The organism is Bifidobacterium sp. 7101 (assembly GCF_000499285.1).
Lineage (GTDB): Bacteria > Actinomycetota > Actinomycetes > Actinomycetales > Bifidobacteriaceae > Bombiscardovia > Bombiscardovia apis_A.
This window is the reverse complement of the sequence record NZ_AWUN01000006.1, coordinates 64,994-81,269: the sequence shown is the minus strand read 5'-3', so window position 1 is coordinate 81,269 and position 16,276 is coordinate 64,994. Positions and strand designations below refer to the sequence as shown.

General features: G+C 63.1%; 11 protein-coding genes. 8 read left to right on the top strand and 3 right to left on the bottom strand.

Annotated features, from left to right (window positions below):
- Positions 1-73 precede the first annotated feature (73 nt).
- Entirely contained in the window at positions 74-2,434 is a 2,361-nt protein-coding gene (locus tag P272_RS0107765; RefSeq protein ID WP_253269688.1) for a RelA/SpoT family protein, read from the top strand.
- Positions 2,435-2,581: 147 nt separating this feature from the next.
- Here P272_RS0107765 and P272_RS0107760 read toward each other — a convergent pair whose 3' ends face one another.
- Positions 2,582-4,093 (bottom strand): DUF349 domain-containing protein, encoded by a 1,512-nt coding sequence (locus tag P272_RS0107760; protein ID WP_029678971.1) that lies wholly within the window; start codon positions 4,091-4,093, stop codon positions 2,582-2,584.
- Positions 4,094-4,177: 84 nt separating this feature from the next.
- Here P272_RS0107760 and hisS point away from each other — a divergent pair, with 84 nt between their 5' ends.
- From hisS to P272_RS0107725, 7 genes are all read left to right on the top strand, one after another.
- The gene (hisS, locus tag P272_RS0107755; RefSeq protein ID WP_029678970.1) at positions 4,178-5,563 is read left to right on the top strand and encodes a histidine--tRNA ligase; all 1,386 of its coding nucleotides are present in this window, start codon (positions 4,178-4,180) and stop codon (positions 5,561-5,563) included.
- 39 nt (positions 5,564-5,602) lie between these two features.
- On the top strand, positions 5,603-7,405 hold the full coding sequence (gene aspS, locus P272_RS0107750) for an aspartate--tRNA ligase (protein ID WP_029678969.1): 1,803 nt from the start codon (positions 5,603-5,605) through the stop codon (positions 7,403-7,405).
- 184 nt (positions 7,406-7,589) lie between these two features.
- A complete protein-coding gene (locus P272_RS0107745; protein ID WP_301280131.1) occupies positions 7,590-8,405 on the top strand; it encodes an amino acid ABC transporter ATP-binding protein in 816 nt (271 codons plus the stop codon).
- A 115-nt stretch (positions 8,406-8,520) separates the two neighbouring features.
- Positions 8,521-9,279: a glutamate ABC transporter substrate-binding protein gene (locus tag P272_RS0107740; protein ID WP_441293863.1), complete on the top strand. Its 759-nt coding sequence runs from the start codon at positions 8,521-8,523 to the stop codon at positions 9,277-9,279.
- A gap of 1 nt (position 9,280) precedes the next feature.
- Positions 9,281-9,958 (top strand): amino acid ABC transporter permease, encoded by a 678-nt coding sequence (locus P272_RS0107735; protein WP_024627819.1) that lies wholly within the window; start codon positions 9,281-9,283, stop codon positions 9,956-9,958.
- Positions 9,959-9,964: 6 nt separating this feature from the next.
- A complete protein-coding gene (locus P272_RS0107730) occupies positions 9,965-11,155 on the top strand; it encodes an amino acid ABC transporter permease (RefSeq protein ID WP_029678966.1) in 1,191 nt (396 codons plus the stop codon).
- A 96-nt stretch (positions 11,156-11,251) separates the two neighbouring features.
- Entirely contained in the window at positions 11,252-13,855 is a 2,604-nt protein-coding gene (locus P272_RS0107725; RefSeq protein WP_044097926.1) for a DEAD/DEAH box helicase, read from the top strand.
- An 11-nt stretch (positions 13,856-13,866) separates the two neighbouring features.
- Here P272_RS0107725 and P272_RS0107720 read toward each other — a convergent pair whose 3' ends face one another.
- Both P272_RS0107720 and P272_RS0107715 read right to left on the bottom strand, forming a co-directional pair.
- Positions 13,867-14,592 (bottom strand): amino acid ABC transporter ATP-binding protein, encoded by a 726-nt coding sequence (locus P272_RS0107720; protein ID WP_029678964.1) that lies wholly within the window; start codon positions 14,590-14,592, stop codon positions 13,867-13,869.
- Positions 14,593-14,678: 86 nt separating this feature from the next.
- Complete coding sequence (locus tag P272_RS0107715) at positions 14,679-16,193, bottom strand: amino acid ABC transporter substrate-binding protein/permease (RefSeq protein ID WP_253269687.1); 1,515 nt, start codon at positions 16,191-16,193, stop codon at positions 14,679-14,681.
- Between the last annotated feature and the right edge of the window lie 83 nt (positions 16,194-16,276).

The following is a 16,276-nucleotide window of genomic DNA, read 5'->3' as shown; positions in this document are numbered from 1 at the left end:
GGACACGAGCGACCTGAATGGGCCAGGCGCAAGTGTAGGATTGGTGCATTATATCGGAACATTGGAGGCTTGAATGGTCACTCAGGAGGGCAGCGTCTGCAGCAATGATGTCGGCGATCAGGCCCCTTCCGGCCTGTCCTCCAGAGCCTTGGGCTGCGAGGTCAGCGACGATCCGCTCAACCCCCTGATGCCCATCTGGGAGATCTGCTCAGCGCATCATCCCGGAGAAGATCTGTCCATGCTTCAGCGCGCCTACGACCGGGCCGTGGTCCAGCATGCCGACCAGAGGCGCAAGTCCGGCGAGCCCTACATCATCCATCCACTGGCTGTGGCACAGATTCTGGCCGACCTGGGCATGGGGCCCACGGTGGTCTCGGCAGGTCTGCTTCACGACACCGTGGAGGACACCGACTACACGTTGGAGCAGTGCAGGGATGAATTCGGCGACACGGTGGCCGGCCTGGTGGACGGGGTCACCAAAATATCCAAGATGGACTACGGCGATTCGGCCCAGGCCGAGACCATCCGCAAGATGATCGTGGCCATGAGCCGGGATGTGCGCGTCCTGGTGGTCAAGCTGGCCGACCGGGTCCACAACGCCCGCACCTGGCGCTACGTCAAGGCTTCGTCGGCCCAGCGCAAGGCACGCGAGACCCTGGATGTCTATGCGCCCCTCGCCAACCGGCTGGGCATGAATGCCATCAAGACCGAATTGGAGGAGCTCAGCTTCAAGACCCTCTATCCCAAGATCTACAACGAGATTGTGGTTCTGGTCTCCCGCAGGGCTGGCCAACGCGAGGTCTACCTGAAGCAGATCCTGGACGAGATCCACGAGGATCTGGACGCCCAGGGCATCAAGGCCCAGGTGACCGGGCGGCCCAAGGACTACTTCAGCATCTACCAGAAGATGATTGTGCGCGGACACGATTTCGCCAACATATACGACCTGGTTGGCGTGCGCATCATCGTGGACACCATCCGCGACTGCTATGCGGCACTGGGCGCAGTCCATGCCCGCTGGAGCCCGGTGCCCGGGCGGTTCAAGGACTACATCGCCATGCCCAAGACCAACCGCTACCAGTCCCTGCACACCACGGTGGTGGGCCCAGGCGGCAAGCCGGTCGAGATTCAGATTCGCACCTGGCAGATGCACCGTCGCGCCGAGTTCGGCATCGCCGCCCACTGGAAGTACAAGGAGAACGGCTCCGCCGGCCGCGAGCTCTCCCAGCCTGATAAGTCCGATGTGAAGCGTGAGCGCCAGGAGGGGGAGCTGAGCCAGGAGGACAACCTGACCTGGATTCAGCAGCTGGCCGACTGGACCAGCGAGACTCCGGACTCCAACGAGTTCCTGGGTTCCCTGAAGGACGATCTGGGTTCGGCCGAGGTCTATGTGTTCACACCCAAGGGCAAGATCATTTCCCTTCCGGCCGATTCCACGCCGGTGGACTTCGCCTATGCGGTCCACACCGAGGTGGGCCACAGAACCATGGGCGCGCGTGTCAACGGCCGTCTGGTTCCTCTGGACACCAAGCTGCGCAACGGGGACACGGTTGAGATTCTGACCAGCAAGTCCGACACCGATGGGCCTTCGCGAGACTGGCTCAGCTTTGCCAAGAGCCCGCGCGCCCGCAGCAAGATCCGTCAGTGGTTCAGCAAGGAGCGCCGTTCGGAGACCATCGAGGAGGGCAAGGACGAGCTGATCCGCGCCATGCGCAAGCGGAACCTGCCCGTGGCCACCCTGCTGACCCCCGAAGCCATGGTGGGGGCCGCCGACGAGCTCAACTATCCCAATGAGAAGGCGGTCTACGCCGCCATTGGTGACGGACAGGTCTCCACCCAGAACGTGATCTCCCGGCTGGTCCATGATGCCGGACGGTCAGCCCTTGAGGACGAGGTGGAGCAGGAGGCCATCCCCCTGCAGCGGGTCACCAAGTCCAGTCGGCCGGAGACCTCCCAGGGAATCTCGGTCAAAGGCGTGGACGATGTCTGGGTCAAGCTGGCCCGTTGCTGCACCCCAGTGCCGGGAGACCCCATCACCGGGTTCATCACCCGTAACCAGGGTGTCTCGGTTCACCGGTCCGACTGCCAGAACCTTCTGGACCTGCGCAAGAAGCAACCCGAACGGATCATCGAGGTCTCCTGGACGGGCAAACAGGGCACCTTTATGGTCCAGATCCAGGTGGAGGCCCTGGACCGGCCCCACCTGCTCTCTGACATCACCCAGGTGCTGTCCGACCACGGCGTCAACATCCTGTCGGGCAGCCAGTCCACGGGCCGGGACCGTGTGGCGGTCAGCCAGTTCGTCTTCGAGATGGGTGACCCCCAGCATCTGAACACCCTCCTGTCGGCTGTCAGGAAGATCGATGGGGTCTTCGACGCTTACCGGCTGACCGGAGCCAAGGGCTCGACCAGTCCCCATATGCGGGCCATCTGACCTTCCCCTGCAACCATCGCTATGGCCTCCTTCCATACCTTGGGAATTCGTCTGGTCAAAGTCGAAAAGGCGGTTATCAACGGTGGTTACAGAAGGACCCCCGGTGGTCAACGACCAGGCCGGGGGTCCCAGCGAAAACGGCTGTGGTCAGCGCACGGCGTTCATCCACTGCTCCTTGGTGGCCTTCTCGGCCTCCAGTTCCTGCTTCTTGGCCGGATCCTGCTCCGCGGCAATCCGCCGGTCCAGGTCCTCAAGCTGGGCGGCCAGCTGCTGCTCGAAACTGGAGACTCGGGCATCGGCCTCGGGGTCGGACTGGTTCCAGGCGGCATCCTCAACGGCCTTGATCTGCCGGTCCACGGCATCCATCCTGCCCTCGATTCGACGCACGTCGTCACGGGGAACGAAGCCGATGGCGTCCCATTCCTCCTGGATCTTGGCCAGTTCCTGCCGGGCCTGCTTGGCGGCCTTGGTGTCTTTGACGGGTAGCAGGGCCTCGGCCTTGGCAACCAGAGCCTCCTTCTTGGTCAGGTTCTCGCGCTCGTTGACCGAGGTCTTGTCGCGGTCTGCCTGACGGGCGTTGAAGAAGACATCCGCGGCCTGACGGAACCGGGCCCAGAGGGCGTCGTCATCCTGACGTCCCGCCCGTCCGGCCTGCTTCCAGCGGTCCATGAGCTCGTTGAACCGGTGGGAGGTGGGTCCCCAGTCGGTGGAATCCTTGATCTGGTCGGCCTCAGCGATGATCTCCTCCTTGATCCGCTTGGTCTCGGACCGCTGGGCGTCCCGCTGCTGGGCCCACTTGCGGCGGGCCTGGTTGAAGGTGGTGCGGGCTGAGGAGAAGCGCTTCCAGAGTGCGTCCGCGTCGGCCTTGTCGATGCGGATGGTGGTGCGCTGGTGGTGTTGCCACTGCTCGAAGAGTGAACGGAACTTGTCCGCTGTGGAACGCCAATTGGTGGAGTCGCCCAGGGAGGCGGCCAGGTCTTCGGCCTTCTCCACGATGGCTGTCCGCTCCTTGATGGCCTTGGCCATGGCGTCCTTGCGGGCCTGCGCCAGCTCGGCCTTGCGGGCCTGCCCCTGTTCGGCCAGCTGGTCCAGCTGCGTGCGCAGGGCGGCCAGGTCACCGACTGCCTCTGGCTGGCTGATCTCCTCCTTGAGGGAGGCTATGGACTCGTCGATTTCATGGGCCTTGATCTTGGGGCTGCGCAACCGGGAGGCAAAGAGATTCAGCTTCTCCTTGAGGTCCAGGTATCGGCGGGCATAAAGATTGAGGGCCTCCTTGGCATCAGCGTTGGGGAACTGGCCTACCTGGCGCTCTTTGTCGCCCTCGCGGACGAATACGTTGCCCTGCTCGTCCACCCGGCCGAAGGCTTCTGCCTTGTCGATCTCCTCCTGGCTATAGGTGGGGGCGGCTGGAGCGGCCTTGACGTGAGGTGCCTTGTGGGCCAGAGCAGCAGGGGAGGGAACCGCCTTGGGCTTGGGTGCAACAGGTGCAGGCTTTGGCTCAGCCGGTACCGGTGCGCTCTGGGTGGGCGCATCCTCAGTAGAAGCGGTCTGTCCGGCTTCGGGCGTCGTCGCAGCGGCGACCTGGCCCTCCGCGTCCGCGGTGTGCTCCTCCTGCGGTGTCGAGGTGTTCTCGGGTGTGATGGCGGTGTTGTCGGCCATGGCCAGCTCCTTAGGCTTGTGTGTTGGAGAGATCGCAAAATATGGCAATACCATTTTCCTTGACCTCCTATAGTATAGGTTCTTATGGCAAAAGGCACATCTCTATCCGGTTTCCCTGAATGGCTTCCTTCACAAAGAGTGGTGGAGCAGCGCATTATCGACACGCTCCGCAAGGTCTTCGAATTGAACGGCTACATCGGCATTGAGACCAGGGCCGTGGAAGAGGGCTCCAGCCTGCTCAAGAAGGGGGAGACCAGCAAGGAGATCTACCTGCTCTCACGACTGCAGGATCTGGGGCAGGAGAAGGATGTGCCGGTTGAACGTCGGCTGGGTCTGCATTTCGACCTGACCGTGCCGCTGAGCCGCTATGTGGTGGAGCACAGCAACGACTTGACCTTCCCCTTCAAGCGCTGGCAGATTCAGAAGGTCTGGCGGGGGGAGCGCCCCCAGGAGGGACGGTTCAGGGAGTTCGTCCAGGCTGATATCGATGTGATCGGCAACGGTGAGCTGCCCGACCACTACGAGGTCGAGGTGCCACTGGTCATGCTGAGCGCTCTGGAGGAGCTGCGGGCTTTCGGCCTGCCCAAGCCCACTGTGCACGCCAACAACCGCAAGCTCTCCGAGGGCTTTTACAGGGGTCTGGGTCTGGAGGATGTCGAGGGTGTCCTGCGCGAGATCGACAAGCTGGACAAGATCGGCCCTGACGAGGTAGCCAGTCTGCTGGTCAGTGAGTGTGGCGCCAACCAGGACCAGGCCAGGGCCTGCCTGGATCTGGCCGAGTTGACCGCCGACGATGGCAAGCAGCTGCGCCAGCGCTTTGACGCCCTGGTCGACAAGGTTGGCATCGACAAGGAGTCTTCTTCATATGCCCTGGCCATTGAGGGGCTGGAGACGCTGGCCATGATCATCGACGAGGCCGCCCGCATCCGGCCGGGCTCGGTCATCGCCGACCTGAAGATCGCCCGCGGTTTGGACTACTACACCGGCTCGGTCTACGAGACCTTCCTGGAGGGGGCGCAGTCCCTGGGATCCATCTGCTCCGGCGGTCGTTACGACAACCTGGCCAGCCAGGGCAACCGCACCTACCCGGGTGTGGGACTGTCCATCGGGCTTTCACGGCTGCTCTCCTACCTGCTGGCCCAGGGGGTCCGGGCATCCCGTGTCTCCCCGGCGGCGGTCATGGTCGCTGTCTGGGACGAGGAGGATCGCACCGCCAGCAACCACATCGCCCAGGATCTGAGGGCCAGGGGGATCGCTGCTGACGTGGCTCCCACCGCAGCCAAGATCGGCAAGCAGATCCGCTATGCCGACCACCTGGGCATCCCCTATGTCTGGTTCCCGGCCAAGGAGGGGCAGCAGGAGGGCGACCAGGTCAAGAACATCATCACGGGCGAACAGATTCCGGTTGATCTAGTGTCGTGGACGCCGGATAGCCTGTATGCCCGGCAGAGTGTGGAATACCAGGCCTGACGCAGGGGCAGGCCGAGCATTATGGAGGTACAGGAAAGCATGGGCCAGTCGGCTTACAGAACGAGCTACGCCACGGATGTCACGCAGGATATGGTCGGTCGCCAGGTGACCGTGGCCGGATGGGTGGATCGGCGCCGTGATCACGGAGGCGTGGCCTTCATCGATCTGCGTGACCGCTCCGGCCTGGTGCAGATTGTCATCTACGACGAGGAAGAGGCCCGGCCCCTACGCAGCGAGTACGTGATCCAGGTCACCGGCAAGGTTCGCGAACGTCCCGAGGGCAATGACAACGAGCACCTGTCCACCGGGCACATCGAGATTGTGGCCGACAAGATCGAGGTGCTGGCCAAGTCGGCCGCCCTGCCCTTCCAGGTGTCCACAGCGCTGGAGAACGAGGCCGAGAACAAGCTGCCCGGCGAGGATGTGCGGCTGCGCTACCGTTATCTGGACCTGCGCCGCCCATCCATGCAGCGCAATATCCGTCTGAGGGCCGCCATGAACCGGGCCGCCCGTGCCGCCCTCGATAAGATGGACTTCTGCGAGATCGAGACACCGACCCTGATCAAGTCCACCCCCGAGGGTGCCCGCGACTTCCTGGTGCCGGCCCGTCTGGTGCCCGGGTCCTGGTACGCCCTGCCGCAGTCCCCCCAGCTGCTCAAGCAGCTGCTGATGGTGGGCGGCTTCGAGCGTTACTACCAGATCGCTCGCTGCTACCGAGACGAGGACTTCCGTGCAGACAGGCAGCCCGAGTTCACCCAGCTGGACATCGAGATGAGTTTTGCCTCCCAGGAGGATGTCATGGCCATGGCCGAGCAGGTCATCGCCGAGGTCTGGAAGGCTGCGGGATTCGAGGTCACCCTGCCCATTCCCAGGATCAGCTGGCAGGAGGCCATGGACAAGTATGGCTCCGACAAGCCCGACCTGCGCTTCGGCAATCCCATCGTCGAGCTGACCGATTACTTCAAGGACACCCCCTTCCGGGTCTTCCAGGCCCCATACGTGGGTGCCGTGGTCTACCAGGGCGCGGCCAACCTGCCCCGCAGGCAGTTCGATGCCTGGCAGGAGTGGGCCCGCCAGCGGGGTGCCAAGGGCCTGGCATACGTCCAGTTCACCGGCGATGGCACCCTCAAGGGCCCCGTGGCGAAGAACCTGTCCGATGCCGAGCGCCAAGGCCTCAAGGAGGCTGTGGGCGCCTCGGATGGCGATGCGGTCTTCTTCGCAGCCGGACCCCGCGAGGCCTCGCAGACCCTGCTGGGCGCGGCCCGTGTGGAGATCGCCCGCCGCCAGGGGTTGCTCAAGCCCGACGAATTCGCCCTGACCTGGGTGGTGGACTTCCCGCTCTTCAAGCCCACCGACGACCCGGACGACGACGATGTGGCAGTGGGCCATTCCAAGTGGACCTCCATGCACCACCCCTTCACCATGCCCTCGGCCGACTGGATCGACCGTTTCGACAAGGATCCCGAGCACGCCATGAGCGACTCCTACGACATCGTCTGCAACGGCGAGGAGATGGGCGGCGGCTCGGTGCGTATCCACCGCGACGACATCCAGGACCGGATCTTCAAGGTGCTGGGCATCGGCCCCGAGGAAGCCCAGGAGAAGTTCGGCTTCCTGCTGGATGCCTTCAAGTATGGCGCTCCGCCTCACGCGGGCATCGCCTTCGGCTGGGACAGGACCGCTCAGATCCTGACGGGAGCCGACTCCATCCGCGATGTCATCGCCTTCCCCAAGTCCGGCGGCGGCCAGGATCCCATGACCGGGGCTCCTGCTCCCATCTCCGACCAGCAACGCGCCGAGACCGGTGTGGACTGGGAGCCGGATCAGGAGGATGCCGACTGAGCGCATTCCGTCGCTGACCGACGAGAGACTACAGGGGCTGGAATCCTGCGGGGTTCCGGCCCCTATTGTTTATAAACTTTTATACGCGGACGAACCGATTGGCCAGGGTTGGCCAGAGGCTCTGATTTCCAGGAGAACCGTTTCTATGGCCGTTCCGCAACAAAGGATGAGTAAACTGCCCAATATGAGCGAAACAACCAAACATCCGTCGGAGCGGATTCTGCCGGAGAAACCGATCTCGGACCGCCCGGTCAAGGATAAGTCCGGGCCGTTGGTCGAGCTGGCCCACGTCGAGAAACATTTTGGCAGCCTGCACGTCCTCAAGGACATCAACCTGCAGGTCGACACCGGTGAGGTGCTGGTGGTGGTCGGGCCTTCAGGCTCGGGCAAGTCCACCATGTGCCGGACCATCAATCGTCTGGAGTCCATCGATTCAGGTGTCATCAGGATCGAGGGGGAGCCCCTGCCCCAGGAGGGACGCGACCTGGCTCGGCTCAGGGCCGAGGTTGGCATGGTCTTCCAGTCCTTCAACCTGTTCGCCAACAAGACCATTCTGGAGAACATGACCCTGGCGCCCATCAAGGTGCGCCACATGCCCAAGAAGGATGCCGAGGACCTGGCCATGGACCTCCTTGCACGGGTGGGCGTGGAATCCCAGGCCTCCAAGATGCCATCCCAGCTCTCAGGCGGCCAGCAACAGCGTGTGGCCATCGCCCGCGCCCTGGCCATGCAGCCCAAGGTCATGCTCTTCGACGAGCCCACATCAGCCCTGGACCCGGAGATGGTCAACGAGGTGCTGGATGTCATGATCGAGCTGGCCCAGGAGGGTATGACCATGATCTGCGTGACCCACGAGATGGGCTTTGCCCGTCAGGCCGCCGATCATATCGTCTTCATGGCCGATGGGCGCATCCTGGAGAAGGACAACCCCGACGACTTCTTCGACCACCCCAAGACCCAGCGGGCCGCTGACTTCCTGTCCAAGATTCTGACCCACTGAAGCAGGAGGGAAGCATATCCGCATGAATGCAAGCATGCATGGCATGGACCGGCCGCTGAAACGGCTGGTCAGGAATCTGACCGCAATCCTGTGCGCTCTGGGTTGCCTGGTCTCCATGGCGGCCTGTGGCTCCGACAAGGAGGCAGGCAAGATCCGAGTGGGCATCAAGTTCGACCAGCCAGGCCTGGGTTTCAAGAAGGCCGGGACCTACGTGGGCTTTGACGTTGATGTAGCCACCTACATCGCCGGCAAGCTGGGCTACAGCGCCGACGACATCGTCTGGAAGGAGGCCCCTTCCAAGCAACGTGAGGCCATGCTCCAGAACGGCGACGTGGACATGATCCTGGCCTCATACTCAATAACTGACGAGCGCAAGCGGGCCGTCTCCTTCGCCGGGCCTTACATCGTGGCCGGCCAGGACCTGCTGGTGCGCAAAGAGGACCATCATATCCGCGGCCCCGAGGATCTCAACGGCAAGAGGCTGTGCTCGGTGACCGGATCCACCTCGGCCGTCACTGTCAAGAAAAGGTTCGCCAAGGAGGTCCAGCTGATGGAGCAACCTGGCTATGCCGAATGCGCCACTGCTTTATTCTCCGGCATCGTCGATGCGGTCACCACCGACGACATCATCCTGGCCGGGCTGGCCTCCGCCTCCCGTGGTAGGCTGCGGCTGGTCGGTAAGCCCTTCACCCAGGAGTACTACGGCGTAGGCATCAAGAAGGGCAACACCAAGCTGGCCCACAAGATCAACGCCGCTCTGGCCGACATGGAGGCCAACGGATCCTGGCAGCGGGCGCTGGAGAACAACACCCGGGGCACCCACTACAAACCCGACCCGCGCTACAACCCGCCCAAGCCCAAGGAAGGGGAGTGAGATGTCAACCATCATCGAACTGTTTTCCGACTATGACATCCCGGCAGCCTTCTGGGTCAACATCCAGCTGACCCTCTGGTCGGCCCTCTTCTCGCTGATCCTGGGCATCATCCTGGTGATCATGCGCATCTCGCCCATCTCCTCCCTGCGGGCCGTCGGCCGCGGGTACGTGGAGTTCTTCCAGAACATGCCTTTGACCATCATCATGGTCTTCATGGTCCTGGGGGCCTTTGCCCAGCTCAAGATCAGCTTCTCACCGGAATTCTCCGTCAACTTCTTCTGGCTGGCGGTGACGGGCCTGTCCCTGTATACGGCGGCCTTCGTCTGCGAGTCCCTGCGCTCGGGCATCAACACGGTGCCTCTGGGCCAGGCCGAGGCGGCCCGTGCCCTGGGGCTGAGCTTCTTCCAGTCGGCCTCGCAGATCATTCTGCCCCAGGCTTTCCGCGGTTCGGTGGCACCCCTGGGCAACACCTTCATCGCCCTGTTGAAGAACTCCACCGTGGCTGCAGCGGCCTCCGTGGCCTCCGAGAGCTCCTCCCTGATGAGCGAGATGATCGAGTTCCATGCCAACGCCATCGTGGCCATCTTCCTGATTTTCGCCCTGGGATACGTGATTCTGGTTCTGCCCATCGGGGCTTTGACCACGTACCTGTCCAACAAGCTGGCAGTGAGGAGGTGAGCGGCCATGGCACAGGACAATGAGAGCTCGCTGCTCTTCGATCAGCCCGGTCCCAAGGGCCGGCGCACCATACGAATCGCCAACTGGATAGCCGCTATCATCTTCGCCATAGTGGTCATCCTGGTGCTGATGCGGCTGCACAACCCTCCGGACGGGGAGAACCAGTTGAGCTGGGAGCTCTGGCGCCCGGCCCTGGACTATGAAGCCTGGTCCGACTTCTACCTGCCCGGGCTCTGGTTGACCATCAAGGCCTCCGTGGTTGCAGTGATCGGCTCGGTCGTCTTTGGGTTCATCTTCGGCATCGGCCGTCTGCTGCCCAACGGACTGGTAAGGACGGTCTCAGGCATCATCGTGGAGTTCTGCCGGGCCGTCCCGGTGCTGATGATGATGATCTTCTTCTGGCGCTGGTTCGCCTTTGCCGGAGTCAGCCAGGCTTCCTACTGGGCCGTCGTGCTGGGCCTGATCCTCTATAACGGCTCCGTGGTGGCCGAGCTGATCCGTTCGGGTGTGGGCAACCTGCCCAACGGTCAGCGCGAGGCCTCCCTGGCCCTGGGGCTGACCAGGACCCAGTCGCTGATGCAGATTGAGGTTCCCCAGGCGGTCTATGCCATGCTGCCGGCGGCCGTAACCCAGCTGGTTGTGGTCCTCAAGGACACGGCTCTGGGCTCCATCATCATGTACACGGATCTGCTGCAGGAGTCCCGTCGTCTGGGCTCTATGTACTTCAACATCCTGCAGACCCTGGTGGTGGCCTCGGTAGTCTACTTCTTCGTCTGCTTCCTGCTGTCGCACTTCGCCCGCTGGCTGCCCAAGAAGATGCAGGAGCGCACCGCTGCCCCAGCCGACTTCGTGGAGCCGGCCGCGCCTGTGGCCATCATGGATCCCTCCAACGTCAACCAGATAGCCGTGGCCAAGGAGGTGGACGAAGACCGGTACGGCGGCGCGCCGCTGCAGTACCACGCCCACCACCGCGGATCGAACGCCTCCATCCAGCACTGGAGGAAGACCCGTTACATCCAGGGCTATGACAGGACACAGCCCGACACGCTGGTCGATCCGCACAAAGCGAGCCTGGAGATTCCCGACTTCCTCAAGCCGGGACGTGGCGGCCGCTCCGGCGGCGAGCAGAAAGCCAAGGGCAAGACCGGGAAGGATGACAAAGGCGGTAGCAGCAAAGACGGCAAGAACAGGAGCTGACTGAAAGCTCCGGGCTGCTTTCCCGGTCTCTGGACTCAAGGAAACGAAGCCAGCCTCCGGCCGGACTTGTGTGCCTGGCCGGATAGACTGGTGGACATGGTCCAAGAACATGCTGATTCCTCAACCGCCTCAACCGACCAGCCTCCATCCCTGGGCGACCTGGTCCCCGAGGCGGGAGGTCCCCGCAACCTGACCGAGGATCAGATCTACGACCGCTTCTTCTCCTGGGTGGCTTCCCGAGGCATCACCCCCTGGCCGCATCAGGAGGAGGCCGTCCTCTCCCTGGTTTCAGGCGACCATGTGATTCTGTCGACCCCGACCGGCTCAGGCAAGTCCATGGTGGCTTTGGCCATGCACTTCATCGCCCTGTGCACCGGACGGCGCTCCTACTACACGGCTCCCATCAAGGCCCTGGTCTCCGAGAAGTTCTTCGATTTGGTTTCGGTCCTGGGCCGCGACCGGGTGGGCATGATCACCGGCGACACCCACATCAATACGGATGCCCCTGTCATCTGCTGCACCGCTGAGATTCTGGCCAACCAGGCCTTGAGGGAGGGCCGACGGGCCGATATCGGTTGTGTGGCCATGGATGAGTTCCACTATTATGGGGATCCTGACCGAGGTTGGGCCTGGCAGGTGCCTCTGCTGACCCTGCCTGATGTGCAGTTCCTGCTCATGTCGGCCACCCTGGGCGACGTGGATCAGATTGCCCAGGATCTGGAGCGCAAAACCGGGGTGGGGGTGGACATTGTCGCCGATGCCCCCCGACCGGTGCCACTGGATTACCGTTATGTGGACACCCCCCTGCCTAGCACCGTAGAGTCCTTGCTGGCCGATGGGGATTCGCCGGTCTACATCGTTCATTTCTCCCAGGATGCCGCCCTGGAGACGGCCCAGGCCCTGTCCAGCACGGGGGTCTCCGACCGGGGGCAGCGCGACCGGATCAAGGAGGCCATGGCCGGCACCCGTTTCACCACGGCCTTCGGCAGGATTCTGCAACGGCTGCTACGAACTGGGGTCGGGGTCCATCATGCGGGCATGCTGCCCCGGTATCGGCGCCTGGTGGAGCAGCTGGCCCAGGATGGCCTTCTGCCGGTCATCTGTGGCACGGATACCCTGGGGGTCGGCATCAACGTGCCCATCCACACGGTTCTGTTGACCGGACTGACCAAGTTCGACGGCTACAGGATGCGCCGCCTGCGGGCCCGTGAATTCCACCAGATTGCTGGCAGGGCCGGGCGCATGGGCTTCGATACCAGCGGTCTGGTCGTGGCCGAGGCCCCCGAATACGAAATAGAGAACGCCAGGGCGGTGGCCAAGGCTGGCAACGATCCCAAGAAGCTCAAGCGGATCAAACGCAAGAAGCCCCAGGAGGGGTTCGTCACCTGGGGCAAGGGAACCTTCGACAAGCTGATCGAGGCCCGCCCCGAGACCCTGACGCCGCACTTGAAAATCACCCATGCCATGGTGCTCAACGAGGTCGACCAGGGCGGGGATGCCAGGAGGCGGGTGGAGGACCTTATCGAGGACTCCCGTCAGACACCGCAGCAGAAGAAGCATCTGCAGGACCGGGCAGACGAGATCTTCCAGACCCTGACCGACACGGGGGTCATCGAGACCGAAAGGAACCCGGACGGCGGCCTGGACTACTTCACGACCGTGGACTTGCCCGAGGACTTCGCCCTGGATCAGCCCCTTTCGCCCTTCCTGCTGGCCGCCCTGGAACTGCTGGATCCCGAGGACCCTGATTACGACATGAATCTGCTCTCCATGGTCGAGGCCACCCTGGAGGATCCCCGGCAGATACTCAAGGCCCAACAGCGGCAGGCCCGCGACGCGGCCATCCAGCAGATGAAGGAGGATGGTCTGGAATACGAGGAACGGATGGAGCGCCTGCAGGAGGTGACCTGGCCCAAGCCCCTGGAGGAGCTGTTGGGGGAGGCCTTCGACCGCTATCGTCGGGACGTCCCCTGGGCCAACGACTATGAGATCCACCCCAAGTCCGTTCTGCGGGACATGATCGAGACGGCCTCGGACTTCAACGGCTACATCGCCCGCTATGGAATATCCCGGTCGGAGGGAACCCTGCTGCGTTACCTGTCCGATGCCTATCGGTCGCTCAGCAGGACGGTTCCCGAAGAATTCATGGATGAGCGGCTGGAGGATATCCTGGCCTGGCTGGGACTGATTGTGCGCTCAGTGGACTCCAGCCTGGTGGATGAGTGGGAGGCCGCAGGCAGGGCCGAAAATGGCGAAGTCCCGAACGGACTCGATGCCGCACCGCCCAAGGTTGAAAACCAGGTGGTGGCAGACCGGCGTGGGCTGACCCTGCTGGTGCGCAACGCCATGTTCCAACGGGTTGAACTGGTTGCCGCCGACCGGCCGGAGGCCCTGGCCGACCTGGATGCGGACTGGGGCTACAGCCTGCGGGCCTGGAGCGACGCGCTTGACGACCTCTATGAGGACCATGAGCAGATCCTGACCGATGCCCAGGCCCGGTCCTCGGACTTCTTCAGTCTGGATGACCGTGACGAGCGCCAGGGCCACACCTGGCGGGTCCAGCAGATCTTCGACGATGTCGAGGGGGAGCACGACTGGGGCATCGCCGGCATCGTGGACCTGGATGCCACCCAGGAGAGCGGCCAGGTGGTCTTCAGGGAATACCGGATGGGTCCCATCGAGGAGCTGATGGAGCTCTAGACCAAGGTCCTTTACAGGACCTTAGAGAGGAAGGACTGCAGCCGAGGGCTCTGCGGGTGGCCGAAGATCTGTTCGGGCGTGCCCTCCTCCTCGATGATTCCGGCATCGGTGAAAATCACCCTGGAGGAGACCTCACGGGCGAAGGCCATCTCGTGGGTGACCAGAATCATGGTCATACCTCCCTCGGCCAGGGAGCGGATGACTTCAAGCACGTCGCCCACCATCTCCGGATCCAGGGCCGAGGTGGCCTCGTCGAAGAGCATGATGTCCGGGTGCATGGCCAGGGCGCGGGCGATGGCCACACGCTGCTGCTGCCCACCTGATAGATCGGTGGGCCGCGCGTCCGCCTTCTCCTGAAGCCCTACGGTCTCCAGCAGGTCCAGGGCTTGCTGCCGGGCATCCTCCTTGGGCGTCTTGTGCAACATGTGGGGGGCCAGCATGATGTTGTCGGCCACGCTCATGTTGGGGAAGAGGTTGAAGTGCTGGAATACCATGCCCACATGCTCACGTAGCTTGTCGATGTTGGTCTTTGGATCGGAAATATCGATTCCATAGACGTTGATGGTGCCCGAGGTCGGCGTCTCCAGGGCGTTGATGCAGCGCAACAGGGTGGACTTACCCGCACCCGAGGGGCCGATGATGGAGATGACCTCGCCCGGCTTGACCTCCATGTCGATCCCCTTGAGGACCTCGGTGTCGCCGTAGCGCTTGTGCAGGTCACGGATGGATACGGCCATCTGGGACTCTCCCTGGTTGCGGCGACTTTGGTTCTGGCGGATGCGACGTGTCAGTCGTCCGGTGTCCATGTCCGGGTCCTCGAAATTCATTGATGCAGCCTCCTATCGAGCATATTGGCCATCCAGGTCAGGGCGCTGATGGCGACGAAGTAGATGACGCCCACCATGAAGAGGGTTTCGGTCACGCGGAAGTTGGCCGCGTATATCTGCTGGGCCTGGTAGAGCAGTTCGCCGAAGCCGATGGCCAGCAGCAGGGAGGAATCCTTGAGCATGATGACCAGCTGATTGATGATGGAGGGCATGGCGATCCTGACGGCCTGGGGCAGGATGACCCGGCGCAGGGCCATGCGACGTGTCAGGCCCAGACTGCGGGCCCCTTCCATCTGCCCGACGTCCACCGAGTCGATGGCCCCGCGCACGATCTCGACCAGGTAGGCTCCGGAGTTCAGGGACAGGGTCAACGCGCCGGCCAGCCAGATGCTGATGCGGTGGCCGATCAGCTGGGGGACACCCAGGTAGAAGAAGAAGGCCCAGACCAGGACGGGTGTGCCCCTGAAGACTGCCACGTATATTCGGGCAATCCAGGATAGGATCCGGTTGGGGCTGATCCGCCACAATCCCAGGATGATGCCGATGGCCAGGGCGATGACGAATGATATGGCCGTAATGGCCAGGGTGTTCCGCAGGCCCAACATCAGGGAGGGGAAGGCCTGACGGACCAGTTCGAAGAATCCTGGCCGGGAGGCGGAGGTCTTCTTGTCGGAATTGCTGTTGCCTACATAGGAGTCGACCAGCTTCTTATAGCTGCCGTCCGCCTTCATCTTGGCCAGACCCTCGTTGAAGGCGGCCACAAACTCCTTGTTCTCACCCTTGCGGACGGCCGCCCCGTAGGAGGCGCCGGGCTCCTTCTTGGTTACGGTCTTCAGCCCGTTGCCCTGGGCGATGCCGTAAGCCAGGACCGGGTAGTCGTCGATGACCGCCTGGGCATTGCCGGACTTGACCATCTCGTACATGGTGGAGGACTGGTCCACCGCCTTGACACTAAATCCGTACTGGGGCGCCCGCTGTTTGGCGAAAGCCTCGCCCTCGCTGCCGGTCTTGACGGCCACTACGCTGCCTCGCAGATCCTTGTAGCTGTGGATCTGGTCGTTGTCCTTGGCGATGGCCATCTGCACGCCGGAGTCAAAATAGGGGTCGGTGAAGTCGTAGACCTGCTTGCGCTGGTCGGTGATGGTCATGCCGGCTATGACCACATCGGCCTGCTGGGAGTTCAAGGCCTGGAGTGCGGCGTTGAAGCCCAGTGACTGGATCTGCACCGAGAAACCCTCGATGTCGGCGATTTTGCGGATCAGATCCATGTCGATGCCGACCAGGTCGCCCGAGGAGTCCCTGAATTCGAAGGGGGCAAAGGTGGTGTCGGTGGCGACACGGAAGGTGCGTCCGTGGACCGCCTGCGCAGCGGGGGAGTCCTGGGCCGCCTGCGCCGGCGTAGCCAGGGGGGCGACGATCAGGGCTGAGAGCCCCAGGACCAAGGCGAGCAGGCCCATGGCCCACCTGCCTGGACCCGATGTCCATCCCTGGCGAACATGCTTGGCGATCACTGGCGATTCTCCTTATTGTTCCGACTGTGCCGGTCCCGGTTTTCCATGGGCCTACCTGAAGATATTCAGGCGGATGACCAGTA

Coding starts and splice junctions, on each gene's coding strand:
- P272_RS0107765 (WP_253269688.1), top strand. CDS start 74: ATGGTCACTCAGGAGGGCAGCGTCTGCAGCAATGATGTCGGCGATCAG.
- P272_RS0107760 (WP_029678971.1), bottom strand. CDS start 4,093: ATGGCCGACAACACCGCCATCACACCCGAGAACACCTCGACACCGCAG.
- hisS (WP_029678970.1), top strand. CDS start 4,178: ATGGCAAAAGGCACATCTCTATCCGGTTTCCCTGAATGGCTTCCTTCA.
- aspS (WP_029678969.1), top strand. CDS start 5,603: ATGGGCCAGTCGGCTTACAGAACGAGCTACGCCACGGATGTCACGCAG.
- P272_RS0107745 (WP_301280131.1), top strand. CDS start 7,590: ATGAGCGAAACAACCAAACATCCGTCGGAGCGGATTCTGCCGGAGAAA.
- P272_RS0107740 (WP_441293863.1), top strand. CDS start 8,521: ATGGCGGCCTGTGGCTCCGACAAGGAGGCAGGCAAGATCCGAGTGGGC.
- P272_RS0107735 (WP_024627819.1), top strand. CDS start 9,281: ATGTCAACCATCATCGAACTGTTTTCCGACTATGACATCCCGGCAGCC.
- P272_RS0107730 (WP_029678966.1), top strand. CDS start 9,965: ATGGCACAGGACAATGAGAGCTCGCTGCTCTTCGATCAGCCCGGTCCC.
- P272_RS0107725 (WP_044097926.1), top strand. CDS start 11,252: ATGGTCCAAGAACATGCTGATTCCTCAACCGCCTCAACCGACCAGCCT.
- P272_RS0107720 (WP_029678964.1), bottom strand. CDS start 14,592: ATGGCCGTATCCATCCGTGACCTGCACAAGCGCTACGGCGACACCGAG.